Here is a 22,539-nt window from a genome sequence, read left to right on the forward strand (position 1 = left end):
GGAGAAACCGTGACCACCCAGCCGCCCGCCCTGCTCATCGCCGGACACGGCACCCGTGACGAGGCCGGAGCCGAGGCGTTCCGCGACTTCGTGAAGGAGCTGGGCCGCCGCCACCCCGAACTGCCCGTCGCGGGCGGCTTCATCGAGCTGTCGCCGCCCCCGCTCGGGGAGGCCGTCACCGAGCTGGTCGAACGGGGCGTCCAACGCTTCGCCGCCGTACCGCTGATGCTGGTGTCCGCCGGGCACGCCAAGGGCGACATACCGGCGGCGCTGGCCCGTGAGAAGGAGCGCCATCCGGGCGTCACCTACACCTACGGCCGCCCCCTCGGCCCGCACCCCGCGCTGCTGCGGGTGCTGGAACGCCGGCTGGACGAGGCCCTCGCCGGCACCGCCAGGGAGGACGTGACCGTACTGCTGGTCGGGCGCGGCTCCACCGACCCGGACGCCAACGCCGAGGTGTGCAAGGCGGCCCGGCTGCTGTGGGAGGGGCGCGGGTACGCCGGGGTGGAGACGGCGTTCGTGTCGCTGGCGGCGCCGGACGTGCCGAGCGGTCTCGACCGGTGCGCCCGGCTGGGGGCGCGGCGGGTCGTCGTCCTGCCGTACTTCCTGTTCACCGGCATCCTGCCGGAGCGGGTGCGGCGGCAGACCGAGGAGTGGGCGGCCGCGCACCCGGAGACCGAGGTGCGTTCGGCGGACGTGATCGGGCCCGAGCCGGAGCTGCTGGACCTGGTGATGGAGCGGTACGCGGAGGCGGTGGCCGGTGATCTGCGCATGAACTGCGACTCGTGCGTGTACCGGATCGCGCTGCCGGGCTTCGAGGACAAGGTGGGCCTGCCGCAGCAGCCGCACTTCCACCCCGACGACGACGGCCACGGCGGCCACGGACATGGCCCCGGGCATCACCACCACGGCGGGCACACCCACAGCCATGCGCACTGAAGCCGGGCCCGATCTGCGGCACCACGGGGACGCCGAGGTCCGTGACGCGGGGGCGGGTCTGGTGGACCTCGCCGTCAACGTCCGCGCGGACACGCCCCCGCGCTGGCTGCGCGAGGAGATCGCCGCCTCGCTGTCGGCTCTCGCGGCCTACCCGGACGGGCGGGCCGCGCGGGCGGCGGTGGCTCGGCGGCACGGGCTGCCGGTGGAGCGGGTGCTGCTGACGGCGGGCGCGGCGGAGGCGTTCGTGCTGCTGGCCCGCGCGCTGGAGGTGCGGCGGCCGGTGGTGGTGCATCCGCAGTTCACCGAGCCGGAGGCGGCGCTGCGGGACGCGGGGCACGCGGTGGAACGGGTGCTGCTGAGCGCGCGGGACGGCTTCCGGCTGGACCCGGCGGCGGTGCCCGAGGACGCGGACCTGGTGATCGTCGGCAACCCGACCAACCCCACGTCGGTGCTCCACCCGGCCGGGGCGCTCACGCAACTGGCCCGTCCTGGCCGGACGTTGGTCGTGGACGAGGCGTTCATGGACGCGGTGCCGGGTGAGCGGGAGGCGCTGGCGGGGCGGACGGACGTGCCGGGCCTGGTCGTGCTGCGCAGCCTCACCAAGACCTGGGGCCTGGCCGGACTCCGGGTCGGCTACGTCCTCGCGCCCCCGGAGACGGTCACCGCCCTGGAACGCGCCCAGCCCCTCTGGCCGGTGTCCACCCCGGCCCTGGCCGCGACACGGGCCTGCGTGGCCCCCCGCGCCCTCGCCGAGGCGGCCCACGCCGCCCACCGCACGGCCGCCGACCGCACCCATCTCCTCACCGGCCTGGCCCAGTTGGTGCCGCACGGCGTCAAGGTGACCGGCCCCGCCGAGGCCCCGTTCGTCCTCCTGGAGGTACCGGACGCCCCACGCGTACGGCACCGCCTGCGCGAGCTGGGCTACGCGGTCCGCCGGGGTGACACCTTCCCCGGCCTCGGCCCCGACTGGCTCCGGGTGGCGGTCCGGGACCGGACGACGATGGCGGGGTTCGTGGAGGCACTGGGCACGGCGCTGGCTCAGGAGGACTGAGGTCCCGCCGGCCACGGCCGCAGTTTCGCCGGGTTGCGGACCACCCAGATCCGGGTGACGCGTTCGTCGTCGATGTCGAAGGCGGCGACGGTGACCACGGCGCCGTCGCGGCGGGCCACCAGGCCGGGCAGACCGTTGACCGAGCGCTCCAGGAGTTCGAGGCCGGGAGCCCGGTCCGCGATGGCGGCCATGTACTGGGCGATGCGCGGGCCGCCCTCGACCGGGCGCAGGACGGTGCCGACCATGCCGCCGCCGTCGGCGGTCATCACGGCGGCCGGGTCGAGGAGGCCGACGAGGGCGGCGATGTCCTTGCTCTCCCACGCCTCCTTGACCCGCCGCACCACGTCGGCCCGCACCGGCGCCGGAGCCCGCGCGGCGCTCACCCGCCGCCGGGCGGAGGCCGCCAACTGCTTGCAGGCCGCCGGGGTCCGCCCCAGCACCTCCGCGATCTCCGCGAACGGGTACCGGAAGACGTCGTGCAGCACGAACGCGACCCGCTCGGCCGGTGTCATCGACTCCAGGACGACCAGGAACGCCATCGCCACCGACTCGTCCCGCACGATCAGGTCGGCGGGATCGGCGTCGCCCGTACCGTCCCACTCGGCGCGGTCGGGCAGCGGCTCCGGCAGCCAGGCGCCGACGTAACGCTCCCGGCGGGCCCGCGCCGAGCCGAGCAGGTCCAGGCAGATCCGGCCGGTCACCGTGGTCAGCCAGGCGCCGGGCGACAGGATCTCCGCCCGCCGGCCGTCCGGCAGCCCGTACCAGCGCGTGTACGCGTCCTGTACGGCGTCCTCGGCCTCGGTCACCGAGCCGAGCAACCGGTAGGCCACGTTGAGCAGTTGGCGCCGCTCGGCCCTGTCCTCCACAGTCCCCATGCCTCCGGCCGCCCCCCCTCGCCTTACCTTTCGCAGGCCCGCGTCGTCGGACTGGTGAGACCTTATCGAGCTGCTGCCCGACGGGCGGAAAAGGGGACCGTGACATGGCCACTCAGGTGACGACCACGACGGACGCGCGGCGCGACGGCTCCACGTTCCTCCGCATCGCCATAGCCCTCCAGACACTGACCATCTTCCTCCAGGCCGTCTCCGCCGGGCTGCTGCTCACCACGTCCTACGGAGAGACGCTGCACGGCATCGGCGCCCGCGTGATGTACGGGGCGTCGATGCTGTACGTGCTCGCGGCGGTGCTGGCGTGGAAGCCGGGCGGCGGCTCCACCCGGCCTGTCCGGCACGCCTCGGGCTTCCTCGCCCTCGCCTCGGTCCAGGTCGTGCTCGGCATCGCCCACGTGCCGTCGGTCCATCTCCCGCTGGGCGTGCTGATGTTCGGCCTGAGCCTGCTGGCGCTGGCCCGGAGGTGAGCCCTGCCGGGTCCCTCCCGTCAGCCCCGGCGCCTGCGGGCCACCGCCACCGCTCCCCCGCCCAGCAGGAGCAGCGCCAGCGCGCCGCCCGCGATGTACGGGGTGGCCGAGCTGCCGCCCGTTTCGGCGAGGTTGCTCTGGGTGCCCTGGGGTTCGGCCCGGGGCGCGGGCGCCTCACCGGACTCCTCCTGCTCGGGCGCGGCGGGCTCGGCCGGCTCGGGGGCCTCACTGGGAGTTGCCTCCTCCCCCGCCGGTGTCTCGCAGGTCGCCTCGGCCAGGGTCACCGTGCCCGTCACCTCGGCCACGTTCAGCCGCAGTGGGTTCACCGAGACCTTGAGCCGGAGCGCGGTGGCGGCGGCCGTGCTGGAGGTGGTCCGGCGCTCGGCGAGGTCGAGGCGGACCTCGCCGACGCCGGGTACCCGCACCTCGGTCGGCCCGCCCGCCGTGAGGGTGGTGCGCTTGCCGAACACGGTGACGGCACCGAGCACGTTCGCCTCGGCCTCGGGCCGCTCCCCCGCCTCGCAGGTGGCCCGCGCGGTGACCGTGCCGACCTCGATCAGGGAGAGCAGCGGCAGCCCGGGCACGTGCAGCCGGGCGTCGGTCAGCCGGACCGAGCCCTCGGCGCGCTCCTCGGTGGCGCTCGCTCTGGCCGAGGCGACGTCGGCGCGCAGCACGGAGAAGGGGCGGCCGCCGTTCACACCGTCGAGCTGGGCCGACAGGGCCGTGCGGTCGGCGTTGCCCGGTGCCTGGACCTCGTTGAGGGAGAGGGTGAGCGGGACGTCGGCGGTGCGGTGGAGCAGGGACACGTCGAGTCCGGCGCGCAGTACGGCGGCGGAGGCGCGTCCGTGGTCGCCGGTGGCGTGCGCCGGGCTCGCGCCCAGGAGCAGGGGCGCCGCGGTGAGGGCGGCGGCCGTCGCGGCGGCGGCGAGACGGCGTGCGGGCATGCGGAAGTTGTCGCTGTTCAAGGCGGTGGGACCCCCAGGTGGGACGTGCTCGGGACACGACAACCATTACGCACTGTGGGTGAACGGTCAGCGATCCTGGGTTACTTCACTCCATCGTGGGGTTTCCGCCCCCGCATTCGATTAAGCGGGCACGTCCGTTCGCCCCGTCTACTGCACGACCAGCCCGTTCAGCACCACCCGGCGCGGCACCGCGAGCACCCGTACATCGGCGCGCGGGTCGGACTCGTAGACCACCAGGTCGGCGGGGGCGCCCTCCTCCAGACCGGGGCGGCCCAGCCAGGCGCGGGCGGCCCAGCTGGTGGCGGCCAGCGCATCGACGGGCGGGATGCCGGCGGTGACCAGTTCCGCCACCTCGGCCGCGACCAGCCCGTGCGGCAGCGAGCCGCCCGCGTCGGTGCCGACGTACACCGGGATGCCCGCGTCATAGGCGTCGCGCACAGTGTCGTAGCGCCGCTCGTGGAGGCGTCGCATATGTGCCGACCAGCGGGGGTACTTGTCGTCGCCGCCCGCCGCCAGATGGGGGAAGGTGGCGATGTTGACCAGGGTCGGCACGATGGCGACGCCGTGCTCCGCGAACAGCGGGATCAGGTCGGGGGTGAGGCCGGTGGCGTGCTCGACACAGTCGATGCCCGACTCCACCAGGTCGCGCAGCGAACTCTCCGCGAAGCAGTGCGCGGTGACCCGTGCGCCCAGCCGGTGTGCCTCCGCGATGCCCGCCGCCACCGCCTCGCGCGGCCAGCAGGGGGCCAGGTCACCGAGGTCCCGGTCGATCCAGTCGCCGACCAGTTTGACCCAGCCGTCCCCGCGCCGCGCCTCCCGGCCGACGTAGGCGACGAGGTCGGCGGGCTCGATCTCGTGGGCGTAGCCCCGGATGTAGCGCCGGGTACGGGCGATGTGCCGTCCGGCGCGGATGATCTTCGGGAGGTCGTCGCGGTCGTCGACCCAGCGGGTGTCGGAGGGCGAACCGGCGTCCCGGATCAGCAGGGCGCCGGCCTCGCGGTCGGTGAGCGCCTGCTTCTCGGCGGTGTCCGCGTCGACCGGGCCCTCCGCGCCGAGGCCGACATGGCAGTGGGCGTCGACCAGGCCGGGCAGCGCCCAGCCCTCCACGGCTCTGACGTCACCGGCGCCGGCGGGGCGGTCGTAGGTGACGCGCCCGCCGACCACCCACAGCTCGTCGCGGACGTCGTCGGGCCCGGCCAGGACCCGCCCCTTCACGTGCAGCACCGCGTGATCGCTCATGCACCGCACCTTAGTGACGGGCCCCCGCGCACTGAAGCCCCGGCTACTCCCCGGTCTTGCCGGGCACGTCCTCGACCTCGGCCATCGCCGGGTCCAGGACGCGGGAGAGGAAGTGGCGGGTGCGCTCGTTGCGCGGGTTCCCGATGACCTCCTCCGGGGTGCCCTGCTCGACAATGACCCCGCCGTCCATGAAGACGACCCGGTCCGCGACCTCGCGGGCGAAGGTCATCTCGTGGGTGACGACCATCATGGTCATGCCCTCCTCGGCGAGCCCCCGCATCACCGCGAGCACATCACCGACCAGCTCGGGGTCGAGCGCGGAGGTCGGCTCGTCGAAGAGCATCACCTCGGGGCCCATGGCGAGCGAGCGGGCGATGGCCACCCGCTGCTGCTGGCCGCCGGAGAGCGAGGACGGGTAGGCGTGCGCCTTGTCGGAGAGCCCGACCCGGGCCAGGTTCTCCGCCGCGACCTTCTCCGCCGCGGCCTTGTCCCGCCCGAGCACCCGGCGCTGGGGCAGCGTGAGGTTCTCGGTGACATCGAGGTGCGGGAACAGGTTGAACTGCTGGAAGACCATGCCGATACGACGGCGTGCGGCGTCGATGTCCACGTCCGGGTCGGTCAGCTCGGTGCCGCCGACCACGATCGTGCCCTGCTGGGGTTCCTCCAGCAGGTTGACGCAGCGCAGCAGGGTGGACTTGCCGGAGCCGGACGGCCCGATGACACAGACCACCTCGCCCTGGCCGATCTCCAGATCGACACCGCGCAGGACGTGGTTGTCGCCGAAGGACTTGTGCAGCCCCTCGACGCGGATCTCGGGACTGCTCACCGGATCGCCTCCTGGGACTTGGACTCCATCCGCCGTACGACGAAGCCGAGCGGGATGGTGACCAGCAGATAGCACAGGCCGGCCACCAGGATGGGGGTGGAGTTGGCGGTGGTGCTGGCCAGGTCGTTGCCGAACTTGGACAGCTCGCGCTCCTCCAGCGTGACACCGAGGAACAGCACCAGCGAGGAGTCCTTGAAGAGCAGGACGAGTTCGTTGGTGAGCGGCGGCAGGATGATCCGGAACGCCTGCGGGATGACGATCGAGATCATGGCCCGCGCGGGCGAGAAGCCCAGCGAACGGGCCGCCTCCATCTGCCCCTTGGGCACCGCCTGGATGCCCGCCCGGATCGTCTCGGCCATGTAGGCGGCCGAGACCAGGCCGAGGGCGACCGCGACCTTGCCGTAGGTGCCGCCCGGGTACTGCACGTCCGGGAAGGCCAGCGGCACGCCGACGCCGACGAAGATGAAGATCAGCAGGGCGGGCAGGCCCCGGAAGATCTCGATGTAGACGCCGGCGACCCAGCGGTAGGGCGCCACGGACGACAGCCGCATCAGGGCGATGAGGATGCCGAGCGCCAGTCCGACCACGAAGCCGGACAGGGTGTAGAGCACGGTGTTCTTCAGCGCCAGGGTGATGACGTCGGGGAACATCTGCTCGGCGATGGGCAGTTGCGCGAACTGGTTCTTCAGCCGTCCCCAGTCCGCGGAGAACGCGAAGGCGAGCACGGCGGCGACGAAGATCAGGTACTGCGCGCCGCGCGAGAGCCTGCGCCGCTGCCTGCGGGTCAGGCCCGGCTTACGGGGCTGGATGCGGGTGTCCGTGTCGGCCATGGGGTCAGGAGCTCGCGGAGGGGGAGGCGGCGGCCGGGTCGTACGGGCCGATCCACTTCTCGTAGATCTTCTTGTACTCGCCGTCGGACTTGGCGCGGGCGAGCGCCTTGTTGACGGCGTCACGCAGGGCGGTGTTGCCCTTCTTCACCGTGAAGCCGTACTGCTCGCCGGTGTTGAGGTTGTCCACCACCTGGAAGGCGGAGGCGTTGGCCTTGTCCTTGAGCCAGCCCTGGACCACCGGGTAGTCGATGATCACAGCCTGGACCTGGCCGGTGCGCAGACCGTTGAGGACCGCGTCGGAGGAGTGGAAGGAGACCGGGTCGAGACCCTTGCTCTTGGCGAGGTCCTCACCGGTGGTCTGCGCCTGGGCGCCGAGCTTCTTGCCCTTGAGATCGGCGAACGACTTGATGCCGCTCTTCTTGTTGACCAGGACGGCCTGGGTGGCCTCGAAGTACGGGTCGGAGAAGTCGACGTTCTTCTTGCGCTCGTCGGTGATCGTCATGCCCGCCGCGGCCAGGTCGCACTGGCCGGAGTTGAGGAAGGCACCGGTCTTGAAGTTCTCGAACGGCGTGTCCACGATCTTCTGCTTCACGCCCAGGTCCTTGGCGACCAGGTCGATCAGGGAGACGTCGAAGCCCTGCACCTTGCCGTCGACCACCGACTGGAACGGCGGGTAGGGCAGGTGGGTGCAGACGGTCAGCGCTCCGGCGTTGCCCAGGTGGACCCCCTTGACGGTGGTCTTCCCGCCCCCGCCGCCCGAGGAGGAGCAGCCGGCGACGAGCGCGATCGCGGCCGCCGCGGTGATGGCTGCCAGCACACGGGGCCGGCGCTGAAGGAGGGTCTTCATGGGGGAAATCTCCCGGTCGGGGGGAACTGTGGGTTCCGATTATAAGGAGAGGTTTGGGTCTCTCAAATCAAACTGATGGGTTCGCGGCCGCCCAGCCTAAGATGTCGCCGGTCAAAACGGCACGGAGGCCGCCAGTTACCCTCGTCACCGTCGGCTCCCGGCCGGCCTGGGTCGCGGACACGGCCCTGTGGACCTCGTGAGCGAAGAAGGCACCCGCCGTGACCCACCCCCTCCTCGACCTGCCCCCGCTGAGCGCCGCGCGGTTCGCCGCGATCGAGGACCGGGTGGCCCGGCTGCTGGACACCCGGCAGGACGTGCTGATCACCCAGGGCGAGGCGCTGCTGCCGCTGGAGGGCGCGATCCGCGCGGCCGCCGGTCCGGGCACGGTCGCGCTGAACGTGATCACGGGCCCGTACGGCCAGACCTTCGGCGACTGGCTGCGGGACTCCGGCGCGACCGTGTACGACCTCGCGGTGCCCTTCGACTCGGCGGTCACCGCGGACCAGGTCCGGGCGGCGTTCGCCGAGCACCCGGAGATCGACTTCGTCTCCCTGGTGCACGCGGAGGCGGCCACCGGCAACACCAATCCGGTCGCGGAGATCGGCGAGGCGGTACGGGAGCAGGGCGCCCTCTTCTACCTGGACGCGGTCGCCTCGGTCGGCGCGGAGCCGGTGCTGCCGGACGCGTGGGGCGTGGACCTGTGTGTGATCGGCGCCCAGAAGGCGATGGGCGGGCCCGCCGGGGTGTCCGCGATCTCGGTGAGCGAGCGCGCCTGGGAGCGGATGGCCGCCAACCCGGACGCCCCGCGCCGGTCCTACCTCTCCCTGCTGGACTGGAAGGAGCGCTGGATCGACGGCGGCCGCAAGGCGCTGCCGCACGCCCCGGCCCAGCTGGAGATGCTGGCGCTGGACGCCTGTATCGAGCGGATCGAGGCGGACGGCCTGGACACGGTGATGGCCCGGCACCGCGATCTCGCGCGGGCGACGCGGGCCGGGGCGATCGCCCTGGGCGGCGGTCTCGAACCGTATGTGCGCGACGAGCGGGACGCGGCGCCGGTGGCGACCACGCTGCGGGTGCCGCCGGGCACGGTGGCCTCGGAGCTGGTGGCCCGGGCGCTGGAGAGCGACCCGGCGCTGCCGCTGGCCGCCGGTGGCGGGGCGCTGGCCAAGGAGATGATCCGGGTGAACCACTACGGGCCCGACGCCACGTCGCTGGTGGTGCGCCGCGCACTCGTGGCGCTCGGCGCGGCGATGGCCCGGCAGGGGCTGACGGTGGACCTGGAGGCGGCCCTGCTGGCGATGGACGAGATCGTGCTCTGACGCCGGACACCGGAGTGCGGCCCGCGCGAATTCGCGCGGGCCGTTTCCTTTTCCAGCCGCTCTTCCGGCCGATTGTTCATATGCCCCAAATTCCCCGTGAATTCAGCCGCCCAGGCTCAGCCTTTTTCTCCTGCCCGGTTTTTGCAGAGCTAAACAACATCGGTTTCGGACAGGTTTCCGGCCTGTGACACACTCCACATGGAACGCTTTTTGTCCTGGTTCGCCCTAGGTCAAACGCGACATAACGCCGAGACGTTCACGTCGCCCCGAGATCGTCCCCGTGCATTTCGCAATTCACCTCGCTAAATTCGGGCCGCATGACTTCCGCATCCGCCGACCTGCTCATCGACAGACCCGCGGTGACCGACGGCGCCGCACTCTGGCGTCTCGCCAAGGACTCGAAAACGCTCGACCTGAACTCCTCGTACAGCTATCTGCTGTGGTGCCGGGACTTCGCCGGCACCTCGGCGGTGGCCCGTGGCGCGGAGGGCGAGCCCGTCGGGTTCGTCACCGGCTACGTCCGCCCGGAGCGCCCGCACACCCTGCTCGTCTGGCAGGTGGCCGTGGACGGCTCCCAGCGCGGCCGGGGCATCGCCGCCGCGCTGCTGGACGGGCTGACCGCGCGTCTGGCCGCCGAGCAGGGCATCACGGATGTGGAGACCACCATCACCCCGGGCAACACCGCCTCCGAGCGGCTGTTCACCTCGTTCGCCGAGCGCCATGGCGCCGCCCTGACCCGCGAGGTGCTGTTCCCGGAAGAGCTGTTCCCGGACGGCCCGCACGACCCCGAAGTGCTGTACCGCATCGGCCCGCTGACCCACGTCCCGGCGCACTGACGTCCCCCGAGGAGCGAATCACCGTGACCATCACCCAGCCCGACCTGAGCGTCTTCGAGACCGTGGAGTCCGAGGTCCGCAGCTACTGCCGCGGCTGGCCCGTCGTGTTCGACCAGGCGCGGGGCAGCAGGATGTACGACGAGGACGGCCATGCGTACCTCGACTTCTTCGCCGGGGCCGGCTCACTCAACTACGGCCACAACAACCCGGTACTGAAACGGGCGTTGATCGACTATCTGTCCCGCGACGGGGTGACCCACGGGCTCGACATGTCGACCACGGCCAAGCGGACCTTCCTGCAGACCTTCCAGGACCTGGTGCTCCGGCCGCGTGATCTGCCGTACAAGGTCATGTTCCCCGGCCCGACGGGCACCAACGCGGTGGAGTCCGCGCTGAAGCTGGCCCGGAAGGTGAAGGGCCGCGAGGCGATCGTGTCGTTCACCAACGCCTTCCACGGCATGTCGCTGGGCTCGCTGGCCGTCACCGGCAACGCCTTCAAGCGGGCCGGCGCCGGTGTCCCGCTGGTGCACGGCACCCCGATGCCGTTCGACAACTACTTCGACGGCACCGTGCCGGACTTCCTGTGGTTCGAGCGGCTGCTGGAGGACCAGGGCTCGGGCCTGAACAAGCCGGCCGCGGTGATCGTGGAGACCGTGCAGGGCGAGGGCGGCATCAACGTCGCCCGGCCCGAGTGGCTGCGCGCGCTGAAGGAGCTGTGCGAGCGGCAGGACATGCTGCTGATCGTCGACGACATCCAGATGGGCTGCGGCCGTACCGGGGCGTTCTTCTCGTTCGAGGAGGCCGGCATCACCCCGGACATCGTCACGGTGTCCAAGTCGATCTCCGGCTACGGGCTGCCGATGTCGCTGTGCCTGTTCAAGCCGGAGCTGGACATCTGGGAGCCGGGCGAGCACAACGGCACCTTCCGCGGCAACAACCCGGCGTTCGTCACCGCCACCGCGGCGCTGGAGACGTACTGGGCCGACGGCGACGCGATGGAGAAGCAGACCCGCACGCGCGGTGAGCAGATCGAGCGGGAGCTGATCTCCATCACCGAGGAGAACCTCGCCGACGTGAAGGAGTACCGCGGCCGCGGGCTGGTGTGGGGCCTGGAGTTCCACCTCGGCGACCGTGCCTCGCGGGTGGCGAAGCGCGCCTTCGAGCTGGGGCTGCTCATCGAGACGTCCGGCCCGCAGGGTGAGGTCGTCAAGCTGCTGCCCGCGCTGACCATCACCCCGGAGGAGCTGGACGAGGGCCTGAGCATCCTCGCCCGCGCCGTCCGCGAGACCGCCTGACCAGAAGAAGACCACCGGGCAGGAAACCCGCCTGGCAAGACTGCCTGAGCAAGAAGGAGGAGACACCGTGATCGTCCGTTCGTTCAAGGACATCGAGGGCACCGACCGGCATGTGAAGGCCAAATCGGGTACCTGGGAGAGCAAGCGCATCGTGCTCGCCAAGGAGCGGGTCGGCTTCTCCCTGCACGAGACGGTCCTGTACGCCGGGACCGAGACGTCCATGTGGTACGCCAACCACATCGAGGCCGTCGTCTGCACCGAGGGCGAGGCCGAGCTGACCGACCACGAGAACGGGCAGGTGTACACCATCACGCCCGGCACCATGTACCTGCTGAACGGGCACGAGCGGCACACGCTGCGGGTGAAGGAGGACTTCCGCTGCATCTGCGTGTTCAACCCGCCCGTGACCGGCCGGGAGGACCACGACGAGAACGGCGTCTACCCGCTGCTCACCGAGCCCGAGGAGGTGTGAGAAACCCATGACCACCCTCACCACCACCGACCTGTACCCGAGCCGGGGCGCGACCGAGGTCCGCGTACCGCGCCAGGACCCGGTCGTCTGGGGTTCCCCCGACACGCCCGGCCCGATCCCGGCGGCCGGCCTGGAAGGGTTCGAGCGCGACGGCTTCCTCACCGTCGACCAGATCATCACCCCCTCCGAGGTGCGGGTCTACCGGCGGGAGCTGGACCGGCTGGTCGGCGATCCGGCGATCCGCGCCGACGAGCGCTCGATCGTGGAGCCGAAGTCCCAGGAGATCCGCTCCGTCTTCGAGGTGCACCGGATCAGCGAGATCTTCGCCAACCTGGTGCGCGACGAGCGGGTGGTCGGCCGCGCCCGGCAGATCCTCGGCTCGGACGTCTACGTCCACCAGTCGCGGATCAACGTCAAGCCCGGTTTCGGCGCCAGCGGCTTCTACTGGCACTCGGACTTCGAGACCTGGCACGCCGAGGACGGCCTGCCCAACATGCGCACGGTGTCCGTCTCGATCGCGCTGACCGAGAACCACGACACCAACGGCGGCCTCATGATCATGCCGGGTTCGCACAAGACGTACCTGGGCTGTGCGGGCGCCACCCCTGACGACAACTACAAGAAGTCGCTCCAGATGCAGGACGCGGGCACCCCGTCCGACGAGGCGCTGACCGACCTGGCCAGTGAGCACGGCATCCGTCTGTTCACCGGCGCGGCGGGCTCGGCCACCTGGTTCGACTGCAACTGCATGCACGGCTCCGGCGACAACATCACGCCGTTCCCGCGCAGCAACGTCTTCATCGTGTTCAACAGCGTGGAGAACACGGCGGTGGAGCCGTTCGCGGCGCCGGTGCGCAGGCCGGAGTTCATCGGGGCGCGGGACTTCACTCCGGTGCGGTAGTCCGCGCAACCCGACCCCCGATCACCGGGCCGGTGCCTCTTCGTGTGGGACGGGAGGCATCGGCCCGGTCATGTCCATGTGCGGGGACGGCTCAGCCGTCGAGCGCGTCCAGCAGACGGTCCACGTCCGCGTCGGTGTTGTAGAGGTGGAAGGACGCGCGCAGGTTGCCGGCGCGGTCGGACACCTCGATGCCGGCGCGGCCGAGGTCCGGCTGCCGGGAGCCGAGGCCGGGCACCGAGACGATCGCGGAGCCCGGCGCGGGCAGCGCCTCGTGGCCGAGCGCGGTGAGGCCCGCCCGGTAGCGGTCGGCCAGGGCGGTGTCGTGGGCGTGGATCGCAGGCACGCCCAGCTCCTCGACCAGTTCCAGGGAGCGGCGCAGCCCGGGATAGCAGAACAGGGCGGGGCTGAGATCGAACCGCCGTGCGGAGTGGGCGAGTTCGGTGACGGGGCCGTAGCAGCTGTCCCAGGGCCTCTCACCCGCGACCCAGCCCGCGAGCAGGGGGGTGAGCCCGCCGAAGTCCTCGGGCAGGACGAGGAAGGCGACGCCGTGCGGGCCGAGCAGCCACTTGTAGGAGACCGACGCGGTGAAGTCCCACTCCCCCGCGTCCATCGGCAGCCAGCCCGCGGCCTGGGAGAAGTCGACGTACGTGCGGGTGCCGTGGGTGCGGGCCGCCTCGCGCAGCGCGGGCAGGTCGGCCACCTTGCCGTCGGCGGACTGGGCCGCGCTGACGGCGACGAGCGCGGTGCCGGGGCGGACGGATTCGGCGAGGCGCTCCACGGGCACCGCGCGCACCTTGAGGTCGCCCCGGACGTGGAACGGGTTGGGCACGGAGGCGAAGTCGTCCTCGGCGGTGAGGACTTCGGCGCCCGAGGGCAGGGAGGCGGCGATCACCCCGCTGTGCGCGGCGACCGAGGCACCCAGCGCGACCCGCTCGACGGGGACCCGGGCGAGCCGGGCGAAGGCGGCCCGGCACGCCTCGACGTCGTCGTAGAGCGCGATCAGCGGCTTGCCCTGCGCCCGCAGCAGCGCCGCCTCGTGCAGGGCGGTGACGGCGCGGGCGGGCAGCAGCCCGTTGCTGGCGGTGTTGAGGTAGGTGCCGACCGGGGCGAACTCGGCGCGGACGAGGCTCTCGAACGTCTCCGTGGTCTCCATGACTCCACTGTGCGGCGCCCGGATTCCGTCGTCCATCACGAATCTCTACAGGGTGCCTCCAAGCAACCCTTATGCGTCAGCCCTGCTGGGGCACCGCGCAGCCGTCCGGGCCGCAGGTCCCGGCGTCGTCCTGGGCGAGGGTCTTCAGCGGGGAGCGGTCGCCCCACGCCTGGGCGAGGGCCTGGGTGAAGACCTCGGCGGGCTGGGCGCCGGAGACGCCGTAGGTGCGGTCGAGCACGAAGAAGGGGACGCCGTTCGCGCCGAGCTGGGCGGCCTCGCGCTCGTCGGCGCGGACCTCGTCGGCGTACGCGGTGGGGTCGGCGAGGACCGCGCGGGTCGCGTCGGCGTCCAGGCCGGCGTCGGCGGCCAGCTCCACCAGGTGCTCGTCGCCGCCCGTGAACACCGAGCGCTCGTCGGCGAAGTTGGCCCGGTACAGCCGGTCCAGCAGCGCTTCCTGCCTGCCCTGCTCCTTGGCGAAGTGCAGCAGGCGGTGCAGGTCGAAAGTGCTGCCGTGGTCGCGGCCACGGGTGCGGTAGTCCAGACCCTCGGCGGCGGCCTGGGCGCCGAGGTTGTCCTCCCCGGCCTCGGCCTGCGCCGCGCTCATGCCGTACTTCCGGGTCAGCATGGTGATCACCGGCTGGACGTCGCCCTTGGCCCGCTCGGGGTCCAGCTCGAAGGAGCGGTGCACGACCTCGACCTCGTCCCGGTGCGGGAAGGCGGCGAGCGCCTTCTCGAAGCGGGCCTTGCCGACATAGCACCAGGGGCAGGCGATGTCGCTCCAGATCTCGACGCGCATTTCCACTCTCTCCGGCTCTTACCGGGGGCGAAGCCGCTCTCCGCCCCGATTCGGGAACATCCAAACTATGTGAACATTCAAAGAGCCCGGTTCATTCCCCGCCTTCATTCCCCGCGCTTCACTCCCCGCGCCTCAGCTTCCGTCCCGCAGGTCGGCGGGCCAGACCGGACGGAACTCCAGGTGGTCGTAGGTCACCACGCAGCCCTCGCCCAGCGGTGACTGGGTCATGAAGCCGATCAGCGCCGCGCCGGTCTCCTTCTCGTCACCGAGGGTGAAGAGGCGGACAAAGGTCCAGCGCTCGCCGTCGCGGGAGGCGTGGAAGGCCAGGGCGCGGCCGGTGCGGCTCACCCGCAGCCAGACGGAACTGCCGGATACGGTGAAGGAGTTGGCGTCGTCGGAGTGGCCCCGGGTGACCACCGTGCAGATGGTGGGCACGTCCGGGGAGTTCTCCAGGCAGAGCTTGGCCCAGTTCCGGTCGCCGACGTGGACGTAGAGCACCCCGGCGTCGAAGGCCGCGTTGAAGCCGACCGTGACGCGGGCGATCAGCTGGAAGTCACCCTCGGGCGAGCCGAGCAGCCGGGGCGCGTCGGCGGCCGGGTCCAGCGCCTCCCCCGTCGGCGTGACGAACCGGTCCTGCCGGGGCCCGGCCCAGCCGGTGAGCACGCCCTTCTCGTAGGACCAGTGCCCGTCCGGGCCGTACGTCCGCAAGAGGAAAGGGAGTTCGGGAAGCTCTATGTCCATCGGGCGATTCTCGCAGGCTGTTCACGTCAGCGCTCGAGCACTCCGTCGTAACGCCGGGGCAGATTAAGGGGGTTGTCGTCGCGCAGCTCGGGCGGGAGCAGGGGCTCGGGGGTGTTCTGGTAGACGACCGGGCGCAGCCAGCGTTCGACGGCGGTGCCGCCGACCGAGGTCGAGGTGGAGGTGGTGGCGGGGTAGGGGCCGCCGTGGTGCTGGGCCGGGGCCACCGCGACCCCGGTCGGCCAGCCGTCGACCAGGACCCGGCCCGCCAGCGGGGTCAGCCGGGCCAGCAGCGAGGCGGCGTCCCCCTCCCCCGCCGCCTCGGCCGGGGAGAGCTGCACGGTCGCGGTGAGGCTGCCGGGCAGCCGGTCCAGTACGGCGGTCAGTTCGTCCTCGTCGGCGTAGCGGGCGACCACGGTGACCGGGCCGAAGCACTCCTCCAGCAGCAGTTCGTGCGCGCCCGCCTGGTTGAGTCGGGCCGCGGGGACGGTGAGGAAGCCCGCGCCGACCGTGTGCGCCCCGGCCGCGCCCGGCGTGACCGGCGACTCCACCTCGGGCAGGGCCGCGCGCTCGCCGACGCCCGCGAGGAAGGCGTCCCGCATACGGTGGTCGAGCAGCACGCCGGGCTCGGTGTCGCTGACGGCGTCCATGAGCGCCTTGACCAGGCCGTCGCCGTGCGCCCCGGAGGGCACCAGCACCAGGCCGGGCTTCACGCAGAACTGGCCGACGCCGAGGGTCATGGAGGCGGCGAGGCCGGCGCCGATCTCCTGCGCCCGCCCGGCCGCCGCGCCCTCGGTGACCACGACCGGGTTGAGGGAGCCCAGTTCGCCGTGGAACGGGATCGGCACCGGGCGCGCGGCGGCCGCGTCGAACAGGGCCCGCCCGCCGCGCACCGACCCGGTGAAGCCGGCGGCGGCGACCAGCGGGTGCCGGATGAGGTCGACTCCGGCCGTGAAGCCGTGCACCAGGCCGACCACACCCGCGGGCAGTCCGTGCCCGGCGGCGGCCCGGCGCAGCACCTTGGCGACCAGCTCGGACAGCGCCGGGTGGTCGGGGTGGGCCTTGACCACGACCGGGCAGCCCGCGGCGAGCGCGCTCGCGGTGTCGCCGCCCGCGACGGAGAAGGCGAAGGGGAAGTTGGAGGCGGCGTAGACGGCCACCACACCGAGCGGGATCTTCCAGCGGCGCAGGTCCGGCACGGGCGGCGTGGCGGCGGGGTCGGGGTGGTCGATGACGACGTCCAGGAAGGCGCCCTCGTCGACGAGGTCGGCGAAGGCCCGCAACTGGTAGGCGGTGCGGGCGAGTTCGCCGGTGAGGCGGACCGGGCCGAGGGCGCTCTCGGCGTCGGCGACCTCGATCAGCAGCGCGCTGACCGTCTCCAGACCGGCGGCCGCCGAGCGCAGGAAGGCGGCCCGTACGGTGCGGTCCGCAAGAGCACCGCGCGCGGCGTGCGCCTCCCGGACGGTGGCGTCGACCTCGTCGGCCGTGGCTTCCACCGCGACCTGTTCCCGGTGCTTCCCCGTACGCGGGTCGACACTCCAGACTGGTGCTGCTGTCACCGCGGGTCCCTCCAGACAAGGCCGCACTGCCGGGATTCGGCCATCGGCTCGTTCGATATGCTGAACGCCGTCTCCGATGGTGAATGAGCTGCTCGGAGACTATAGGTCCGGGGCCATCGGCATCCAGGTCCCCGCAGCCTCCGGGCGTCAGCCGAGCGAAGGGTCGAGAAGCGATGACGGCAGCCGAGACGGGCGGCGGGGCGCAGGTCAAGTCCGCGGTGCGGACGGTGGAGTTGCTGGAGTACTTCGCGGGGCGGCCCGGCATGCACTCCCTCGCGGACGTGCAGGAGGCCGTGGGCTATCCCAAGTCCAGCCTGTACATGCTGCTGCGCACCCTGGTGGAGCTGGGCTGGGTGGAGACGGACGCGACGGGCACGCGGTACGGCATCGGGGTACGGGCGCTGCTGGTCGGCACCTCCTACATCGACGGCGACGAGGTGGTCGCGGCGGCCCGGCCCGCGCTGGACCGGCTCGCGGACGACACCACGGAGACCATCCACCTGGCCCGGCTGGACGGCACCAACGTGGTCTACCTGGCCACCCGCCAGTCCCAGCACTACCTGCGCCCCTTCACCCGCGTCGGCCGCCGGCTGCCCGCGCACTCGACCTCGCTGGGCAAGGCGCTGCTCGCCACGCACACCGACGACCAGGTGCGGGCGCTGCTGCCCGAGAAGCTTCCCGCGCTCACCGAGCACACGGTGACCGACCGGGAGGAGCTGATCGCCGAGCTGCACCGCGTCCGCGAGCAGGGATACGCCGTGGACCGCGAGGAGAACACCCTCGGCCTGCGCTGCTTCGGGGTCGCCGTGCCGTACCGCACTCCGGCCCGTGACGCCGTCAGCTGCTCGGTGCCGGTGGCGCGGCTCACCCCGGCGCACGAGCAGATGATCAAGGACGCGCTGCTGGACGCGCGGGACCGGCTGACGCTGGCGACCCGGCGGCTGTGAGCCGCACACACGACATCGGCACTGAAAATCTGAACATGTGATGAGAACCGTGTCCGGACGGGAACGGAACGGCCCGTCCGGCGCGTCTTCCCCTGCGCCATGAACAAGACGATCAGGCGCGCCGCCGTCTTCTCCCTGCTGCTCGTGCTCGCCCTGCTGCTCCGGGCGACCTGGGTGCAGTTCTACGACGGCAAGGCCCTCGCGGACGCCAACGACAACCGCCGGAACGCCATCGGCACCTACTCCCGCCCGCTCGGCGACATCATCGTGGCCGGGAAGCCGGTCACCGGCTCGGGCCGCGCCAAGGGCAGCGACCTCGCGTACAAGCGCACGTACACCGACGGCTCGCTGTACGCGGCCGTCACCGGCTACGCCTCGCAGGCGTACGCGCCGACCCAGCTGGAGGGCGTCTACGCCGACCTGCTCAACGGCACGGACACCCGGCTGCGCACCGCGATGGACACGATCACCGGACGGCGGGCCGACCCGGGCAACGTGATCACCACGATCGACCCGGCCGTACAGCGCGCCGGATACAGGGCGCTGGGCGGCAACACGGGCGGCGCCGTGGCGATCGACCCGAAGACCGGCAAGATCCTCGCCATGGTCTCGACGCCGTCCTACGACCCCTCGGCGCTGACCGCGGCGAACACGGCGGGGACGGCCTGGCAGCGGCTCACCACGGACAAGGAGAAGCCGCTCGTCAACCGCGCGATGCGCCAGCCGCTGCCGCCCGGCTCGACGTTCAAGCTGGTCGTGGCCGCGGCCGCGCTGGAGGACGGCCTGTACACGGACGTGGACCAGCGCACCGAGAGCCCGGCCCCCTACACCCCGCCGGGCACCACCCGCGAGCTGCCGAACGAGAACACCGCGGCGCCCTGCGCGAACGCCTCGATCCGGGTGGCCCTCCAGTACTCCTGCAACAACGTCTTCGGCAAGCTGGCCGTCGACCTCGGCCAGGACAAGGTGCGGGCCATGGCCGAGAAGTTCGGCTTCGACGACGACAAGCTGGACATCCCGGTCAGGGCCTACCCGAGCGTGTACCCGTCCGGCATGGACAAGGCGCTGACCGCACTGTCGGGCATCGGGCAGTACGACGTCACCGCCACCCCGCTCCAGATGGCCATGGTTTCCTCCGCCATAGCGAACGGCGGCGAGCTGGTCGCGCCGCACATGGTGTCGCAGCTCACCAGTGGCGACGGCGATGTGCTGAAGGACTTCAAGGACGGGGATCGCAAGCGGATCGTCAGTGCCCGTACCGCCGAGCAGCTCCAGTCCGCGATGCAGACGGTGGTCCGGGACGGCACCGGCCGCAACGCGCTCATCGACGGGGTGACGGTCGGCGGAAAGACCGGCACCGCCCAGCACGGCCCGAACAACAGCGAGACGCCGTACGCCTGGTTCACCGCGTACGGCAAGTCGGACAGCACGGGCCAGGAGGTCGCCGTGGCGGTGATGGTCGAGCAGTCCAGCGCGGCCCGCTCGGAGGTCAGCGGCAACGGCCTCGCGGCTCCGGTGGCCAGGGCGATGATGGCGGCGGCGCTCAAGCGGAGCTGAGCGCCGCCGGGTCGACAGGATTCGTCAGGAGACGAAGTACGTCGGGTTGGGCAGCTTGTAGGTGCGGTCGGCGTAGCCGCCGTCCAGGTCGGAGTACTGGTCGCCGAAGTTGGCGATGATCTCGTACCCGAGGTCCCGCTCGATGTGCTTGCGGGTGCCCGACTTGTACTGGACGGTGGTGCAGGTCCAGGTGCCCGGCGTGGCGCAACCGGACAGGTAGGCGGGCGGGTTGGCCTTGTCCTTGAGGAACATGTGGCCGGCGTCCAGGTTGACGTCGGCGCCGACCTTCTTGAGGTTCTCCACGGCACCGGCGCGCTGGGCCTCGCTGAGGCCGGAGTTGTAGAACACCGCGACACCCTTGGCGGTCGCGTACCGCACCAGCTCGGGGCTGCCGAACACCTCCGGGCGGTCGGCGCGGTTCACGTAGTCGTTCCAGGTGGCGGAGTCGTACGTGTAGTTGTAGCGCTTCTCGTAGTCGAGGCTGAGCAGCAGGGTGTCGTCGATGTCGAAGACGACGGCCGGCTTCTCGCCCCGGTGGTGGGCCTTGCGGGCCGCCTTGTCGATGTACCGCTTGGCGTCGGCGTCGATCCGCGCCAGGTCCTTGGCGTACGGACTGGCCGGCGACGCCTGGTACTTGCCCGCGCTGTCGGCGGTGGTGCCGTAGTAGGTGTCCAGGTCCTTCACCAGGAGCCCGATGTTGTAAGGCTCATGGGTGGAGTTCGCCGTCGACTGCCCGGCGGTGGCCGCACCGGCGCCGTACAGGGCACCACCGGCGAGCGCACAGGCGGCGGTGGCGGCCGCGATCCGCAGTGATTTATGCATGACACGTTTTCTACGCGCGTCATCGCATCCGTGGGCCGGACGTTGCAGGATCGAGATCAAGCCAGCGCCCTGGCCGGGCGGAGGCGGACTCACCACCTCCGCCCCCGCCCCCTATGCCCGCCGGCCCGGATCGCGGCCGCTGAGGCCCACCGCCCGGTCCAGCAAGGGGGCCTCGACGGGGACCGGGATCACCGGGCCGAAAATGCCGCCTCCCCCGTCGGACTCCTCGGCGGCGGCCAGGAGGAAGCCGTATGCCGAGGTGAGGGCGGGGAGGTCGGGGGTGTAGGGGAGGTCGAGGGCGCGGGCCAGGTCCCAGCCGTGGATGACCAGTTCGTCGGCGGCGACGGCGCCCGCGATCTCGCCGGGGAGGTCCACTCCCCCGGCGCGGGTCCGTCCGGTCCAGGCGGCCGGGTCGCGCCAGGCGTCGGCGAGTTCGTCCAGCGCCTTGGGCAGCTCGGCGCGCCAGCCGGGGCCGATGTCGGGGACCGTGGCGGTGGGGTCCGTGTCGGTGGTGGCGCCGAGGTCCTTGCGGGCGGCGTCCCGGAAGGCGATGGACAGGTGCAGCAGATGGCCCAGCAGGTTCCGTACCGAGAGGTCCGGACACGGTGTGGGCGCCGACAGCTGCTCGTCGGTCACGGCCTCGGCGAGCCGGGCCACGATCCGGGCCTGCGGGCCGAGATCCAGGGTCGAGTCGGTCATGTCGGGCTCCTCGCGGGTGCGCACCGGGGGTACGAAAGGGGTGACCCCCTGGCCGCCCGAAACTCATCGGCGCCCGACCCCGGCCCCGCTCACAACCCCGCAAGCCCCTCCCGCACCGCCGCCAAGTCCGCGTCCGAGGCCAGCCCGGCGTGGTACAGCCGCAGCTCGTTCGCCCCCTCGGCGCGCGCACGGGCCGCGTCGGCCGCGAGGCGGGCGGGGGCGCCGCCCAGGCCCGAGACGACGGTGAGGTTGGCCGCCAGGACCGTGTCCTCGTGGGCGTGCCGGGCGAACGGCGCCAGGCGGTGTGTGCCGTCCACACAGGGGACGACCACACCGTCCGCCACCGCCAGTATGTGGGCCGGGTCCACGCCGGCGTTGGCTCCGCAGTGGTGGGAGACAGGGTCAGCGTGCAGGAGTACCCGGAAGCCCTCGGGGGCGGCCGCGCGGACTGCGGCGACCACCTCCTCCTGGAGCGTACGGGCCACCGTCTCCCGCCACGCGCGCGTAGCGGCCGCCGTCTCCGCGCCGAGCCACCGCTCCACGTCCCGCCAGCCGCCGTCGTCGGCCGCACCACGCCACACCGGCTCCAGCGCGGCCCGAACACCAGCGGCCAACTCCTCCGCGTCCAGACCCTGTTCGCCGTACCCCACCCGGCAGGCCGGGCAGAAGCAGAGGGACATCAGATACTGACCGGCCTCCCCCAGCCTCACCCCGCCCGTCTTGTCGTGGGCGTGCAGATGCTGGAGGCCGTACCAGCCGAGGGACTCCAGCTCGGTACCGCTCACACCGGGGCGTACGGCCGCCTCGGCGGCCAGGTCGGTCAAGCAGGCGCGGGTGGCGGGCTGGGCGATGCAGGGGGCCCAGGGGTAGCGGTCGCCGTAGGCGTTGACGACGGAGGTGGCCGGATATTCCGCGCCCAGGCGGGAGTTGTGCGCCAGGACGACCCAACTGTGCACCTCGAGACCGGCGGAGACGAGTGCCGACGCGGCCTCACCGAAGGCGTCGCCGGGGGCCCAGTCGCCGGCCGGGTGGGGCCGGAGGTCGCGGTGGGCCCACTGCTCGCCCGGCGGATACAGCACAGCCGCGTACTCGGCGGTGACGATCCGGTGGCGCGGATGGCGCGGGGTGAGCGCGCGGGTGGAGTGATAGGCGGCGGCCAGGGTCACCTGGTCCACACCCAGGGAGGCGAGCCGACCGGGGGCCTCGGGGTCGCCGTTGACGTCCCAGGGGTAGACGAACGCCGACGCCCGCACGTTTCCTCCTCCGGCGGCCCGACCGCACCACCAGGCAGCAGGCTGACCGGCGTCCGCATGCGTGAACGCTACGATCCCGGCCGAGGGCGGTCAAGGTCGCGCACATCCCGTGTCCACCAGCCAATTGGCCGCATTACC

The 22,539-nt window shown here is 72.1% G+C and carries 23 protein-coding genes; 10 read left to right on the forward strand and 13 right to left on the reverse strand.

Translation table 11 applies throughout. The features are described from left to right. Window positions 1-9: 9 nt before the first annotated feature. Window positions 10-939 carry a sirohydrochlorin chelatase gene (locus tag ACIGA3_RS00410; protein ID WP_399708580.1) on the forward strand — a complete coding sequence of 310 codons (930 nt, stop codon included), beginning with the start codon at window positions 10-12 and terminating at the stop codon, window positions 937-939. After that, window positions 929-1,990, forward strand: coding sequence for an Rv2231c family pyridoxal phosphate-dependent protein CobC (gene cobC, locus ACIGA3_RS00415; RefSeq protein WP_399708581.1), 1,062 nt, complete (start codon window positions 929-931; stop codon window positions 1,988-1,990). The genes ACIGA3_RS00410 and cobC overlap by 11 nt, the downstream gene beginning before the upstream one ends. Here cobC and sigJ read toward each other — a convergent pair. Then, window positions 1,978-2,865, reverse strand: a complete 888-nt coding sequence (gene sigJ, locus ACIGA3_RS00420; RefSeq protein ID WP_399708584.1) for an RNA polymerase sigma factor SigJ — start codon at window positions 2,863-2,865, stop codon at window positions 1,978-1,980. The two genes, cobC and sigJ, sit on opposite strands and share 13 nt — an antisense overlap. Window positions 2,866-2,969: 104 nt before the next feature. Here sigJ and ACIGA3_RS00425 point away from each other — a divergent pair, with 104 nt between their 5' ends. Continuing rightward, a complete protein-coding gene (locus ACIGA3_RS00425) occupies window positions 2,970-3,347 on the forward strand; it encodes a hypothetical protein (RefSeq protein WP_399708587.1) in 378 nt (125 codons plus the stop codon). A gap of 20 nt (window positions 3,348-3,367) precedes the next feature. Here the strand turns inward: ACIGA3_RS00425 and ACIGA3_RS00430 are convergent, their stop codons facing one another. The 5 genes from ACIGA3_RS00430 to ACIGA3_RS00450 all read right to left on the reverse strand — a co-directional run bounded on the left by ACIGA3_RS00430 (window position 3,368) and on the right by ACIGA3_RS00450 (window position 8,054). After that, on the reverse strand, window positions 3,368-4,312 hold the full coding sequence (locus tag ACIGA3_RS00430; RefSeq protein WP_399708590.1) for an SCO1860 family LAETG-anchored protein: 945 nt from the start codon (window positions 4,310-4,312) through the stop codon (window positions 3,368-3,370). Window positions 4,313-4,459: 147 nt separating this feature from the next. Beyond that, window positions 4,460-5,551: an amidohydrolase family protein gene (locus tag ACIGA3_RS00435; protein WP_399708593.1), complete on the reverse strand. Its 1,092-nt coding sequence runs from the start codon at window positions 5,549-5,551 to the stop codon at window positions 4,460-4,462. Between the two features lie 43 nt (window positions 5,552-5,594). Then, entirely contained in the window at window positions 5,595-6,377 is a 783-nt protein-coding gene (locus tag ACIGA3_RS00440) for an amino acid ABC transporter ATP-binding protein (protein WP_399708596.1), read from the reverse strand. Further along, window positions 6,374-7,207 carry an amino acid ABC transporter permease gene (locus ACIGA3_RS00445; protein WP_399708599.1) on the reverse strand — a complete coding sequence of 278 codons (834 nt, stop codon included), beginning with the start codon at window positions 7,205-7,207 and terminating at the stop codon, window positions 6,374-6,376. The genes ACIGA3_RS00440 and ACIGA3_RS00445 overlap by 4 nt, the downstream gene beginning before the upstream one ends. 4 nt (window positions 7,208-7,211) lie before the next feature. Then, a complete protein-coding gene (locus tag ACIGA3_RS00450; RefSeq protein WP_399708602.1) occupies window positions 7,212-8,054 on the reverse strand; it encodes a basic amino acid ABC transporter substrate-binding protein in 843 nt (280 codons plus the stop codon). 218 nt (window positions 8,055-8,272) lie between these two features. Between ACIGA3_RS00450 and ACIGA3_RS00455 the strand changes: the two genes are divergently transcribed. The 5 genes from ACIGA3_RS00455 (at window position 8,273) to thpD (ending at window position 12,877) form a co-directional block, all read left to right on the forward strand. Beyond that, window positions 8,273-9,373 (forward strand): pyridoxal-phosphate-dependent aminotransferase family protein, encoded by a 1,101-nt coding sequence (locus tag ACIGA3_RS00455; protein ID WP_399708605.1) that lies wholly within the window; start codon window positions 8,273-8,275, stop codon window positions 9,371-9,373. Between the two features lie 317 nt (window positions 9,374-9,690). After that, window positions 9,691-10,209, forward strand: a complete 519-nt coding sequence (gene ectA, locus ACIGA3_RS00460) for a diaminobutyrate acetyltransferase (protein WP_399708608.1) — start codon at window positions 9,691-9,693, stop codon at window positions 10,207-10,209. 23 nt (window positions 10,210-10,232) lie between these two features. After that, complete coding sequence (ectB, locus tag ACIGA3_RS00465) at window positions 10,233-11,504, forward strand: diaminobutyrate--2-oxoglutarate transaminase (protein ID WP_399708610.1); 1,272 nt, start codon at window positions 10,233-10,235, stop codon at window positions 11,502-11,504. Between the two features lie 67 nt (window positions 11,505-11,571). Next, window positions 11,572-11,976 carry an ectoine synthase gene (locus ACIGA3_RS00470; protein WP_350908270.1) on the forward strand — a complete coding sequence of 135 codons (405 nt, stop codon included), beginning with the start codon at window positions 11,572-11,574 and terminating at the stop codon, window positions 11,974-11,976. A gap of 7 nt (window positions 11,977-11,983) precedes the next feature. Continuing rightward, window positions 11,984-12,877, forward strand: coding sequence for an ectoine hydroxylase (thpD, locus tag ACIGA3_RS00475; RefSeq protein WP_399708614.1), 894 nt, complete (start codon window positions 11,984-11,986; stop codon window positions 12,875-12,877). A 91-nt stretch (window positions 12,878-12,968) separates the two neighbouring features. Here thpD and ACIGA3_RS00480 read toward each other — a convergent pair whose 3' ends face one another. From ACIGA3_RS00480 to ACIGA3_RS00495, 4 genes are all read right to left on the reverse strand, one after another. Beyond that, a complete protein-coding gene (locus ACIGA3_RS00480) occupies window positions 12,969-14,030 on the reverse strand; it encodes an aminotransferase class V-fold PLP-dependent enzyme (protein ID WP_399708617.1) in 1,062 nt (353 codons plus the stop codon). Window positions 14,031-14,106: 76 nt separating this feature from the next. Beyond that, on the reverse strand, window positions 14,107-14,826 hold the full coding sequence (locus ACIGA3_RS00485) for a DsbA family oxidoreductase (RefSeq protein WP_399708619.1): 720 nt from the start codon (window positions 14,824-14,826) through the stop codon (window positions 14,107-14,109). A gap of 132 nt (window positions 14,827-14,958) precedes the next feature. After that, window positions 14,959-15,567 (reverse strand): DUF1349 domain-containing protein, encoded by a 609-nt coding sequence (locus tag ACIGA3_RS00490; protein ID WP_399708622.1) that lies wholly within the window; start codon window positions 15,565-15,567, stop codon window positions 14,959-14,961. Window positions 15,568-15,593: 26 nt separating this feature from the next. Further along, window positions 15,594-17,123: an aldehyde dehydrogenase (NADP(+)) gene (locus ACIGA3_RS00495; protein WP_399708625.1), complete on the reverse strand. Its 1,530-nt coding sequence runs from the start codon at window positions 17,121-17,123 to the stop codon at window positions 15,594-15,596. Window positions 17,124-17,296: 173 nt separating this feature from the next. Between ACIGA3_RS00495 and ACIGA3_RS00500 the strand changes: the two genes are divergently transcribed. Together ACIGA3_RS00500 and ACIGA3_RS00505 are read left to right on the forward strand one after the other, a co-directional pair. Next, window positions 17,297-18,070, forward strand: a complete 774-nt coding sequence (locus tag ACIGA3_RS00500; protein ID WP_030815425.1) for an IclR family transcriptional regulator — start codon at window positions 17,297-17,299, stop codon at window positions 18,068-18,070. Between the two features lie 99 nt (window positions 18,071-18,169). After that, window positions 18,170-19,627: a peptidoglycan D,D-transpeptidase FtsI family protein gene (locus ACIGA3_RS00505; RefSeq protein ID WP_399708628.1), complete on the forward strand. Its 1,458-nt coding sequence runs from the start codon at window positions 18,170-18,172 to the stop codon at window positions 19,625-19,627. Between the two features lie 24 nt (window positions 19,628-19,651). On the opposite strand, the gene ACIGA3_RS00510 is transcribed toward ACIGA3_RS00505, so the two are convergent. The 3 genes from ACIGA3_RS00510 to ACIGA3_RS00520 form a co-directional block, all read right to left on the reverse strand. Beyond that, complete coding sequence (locus tag ACIGA3_RS00510; protein ID WP_399708631.1) at window positions 19,652-20,449, reverse strand: HAD family acid phosphatase; 798 nt, start codon at window positions 20,447-20,449, stop codon at window positions 19,652-19,654. Window positions 20,450-20,560: 111 nt separating this feature from the next. Further along, the gene (locus ACIGA3_RS00515) at window positions 20,561-21,148 is read right to left on the reverse strand and encodes a TIGR03086 family metal-binding protein (protein ID WP_399708634.1); all 588 of its coding nucleotides are present in this window, start codon (window positions 21,146-21,148) and stop codon (window positions 20,561-20,563) included. An 89-nt stretch (window positions 21,149-21,237) separates the two neighbouring features. Next, the gene (locus tag ACIGA3_RS00520) at window positions 21,238-22,401 is read right to left on the reverse strand and encodes a hypothetical protein (protein WP_399708637.1); all 1,164 of its coding nucleotides are present in this window, start codon (window positions 22,399-22,401) and stop codon (window positions 21,238-21,240) included. Window positions 22,402-22,539 lie beyond the last annotated feature (138 nt).

It is taken from the genome of Streptomyces sp. NPDC085596 (genome assembly GCF_044541565.1).
Lineage (GTDB): Bacteria > Actinomycetota > Actinomycetes > Streptomycetales > Streptomycetaceae > Streptomyces.

Bases quoted from the DNA above. Each gene is read 5' to 3' on its own strand.
- cobC (WP_399708581.1), top strand. From the start codon at position 929: ATGCGCACTGAAGCCGGGCCCGATCTGCGGCACCACGGGGACGCCGAG.
- sigJ (WP_399708584.1), bottom strand. From the start codon at position 2,865: ATGGGGACTGTGGAGGACAGGGCCGAGCGGCGCCAACTGCTCAACGTG.
- ACIGA3_RS00425 (WP_399708587.1), top strand. From the start codon at position 2,970: ATGGCCACTCAGGTGACGACCACGACGGACGCGCGGCGCGACGGCTCC.
- ACIGA3_RS00435 (WP_399708593.1), bottom strand. From the start codon at position 5,551: ATGAGCGATCACGCGGTGCTGCACGTGAAGGGGCGGGTCCTGGCCGGG.
- ACIGA3_RS00445 (WP_399708599.1), bottom strand. From the start codon at position 7,207: ATGGCCGACACGGACACCCGCATCCAGCCCCGTAAGCCGGGCCTGACC.
- ACIGA3_RS00450 (WP_399708602.1), bottom strand. From the start codon at position 8,054: ATGAAGACCCTCCTTCAGCGCCGGCCCCGTGTGCTGGCAGCCATCACC.
- ectA (WP_399708608.1), top strand. From the start codon at position 9,691: ATGACTTCCGCATCCGCCGACCTGCTCATCGACAGACCCGCGGTGACC.
- thpD (WP_399708614.1), top strand. From the start codon at position 11,984: ATGACCACCCTCACCACCACCGACCTGTACCCGAGCCGGGGCGCGACC.
- ACIGA3_RS00480 (WP_399708617.1), bottom strand. From the start codon at position 14,030: ATGGAGACCACGGAGACGTTCGAGAGCCTCGTCCGCGCCGAGTTCGCC.
- ACIGA3_RS00485 (WP_399708619.1), bottom strand. From the start codon at position 14,826: ATGCGCGTCGAGATCTGGAGCGACATCGCCTGCCCCTGGTGCTATGTC.
- ACIGA3_RS00490 (WP_399708622.1), bottom strand. From the start codon at position 15,567: ATGGACATAGAGCTTCCCGAACTCCCTTTCCTCTTGCGGACGTACGGC.
- ACIGA3_RS00500 (WP_030815425.1), top strand. From the start codon at position 17,297: ATGACGGCAGCCGAGACGGGCGGCGGGGCGCAGGTCAAGTCCGCGGTG.
- ACIGA3_RS00505 (WP_399708628.1), top strand. From the start codon at position 18,170: ATGAACAAGACGATCAGGCGCGCCGCCGTCTTCTCCCTGCTGCTCGTG.
- ACIGA3_RS00510 (WP_399708631.1), bottom strand. From the start codon at position 20,449: ATGCATAAATCACTGCGGATCGCGGCCGCCACCGCCGCCTGTGCGCTC.
- ACIGA3_RS00515 (WP_399708634.1), bottom strand. From the start codon at position 21,148: ATGACCGACTCGACCCTGGATCTCGGCCCGCAGGCCCGGATCGTGGCC.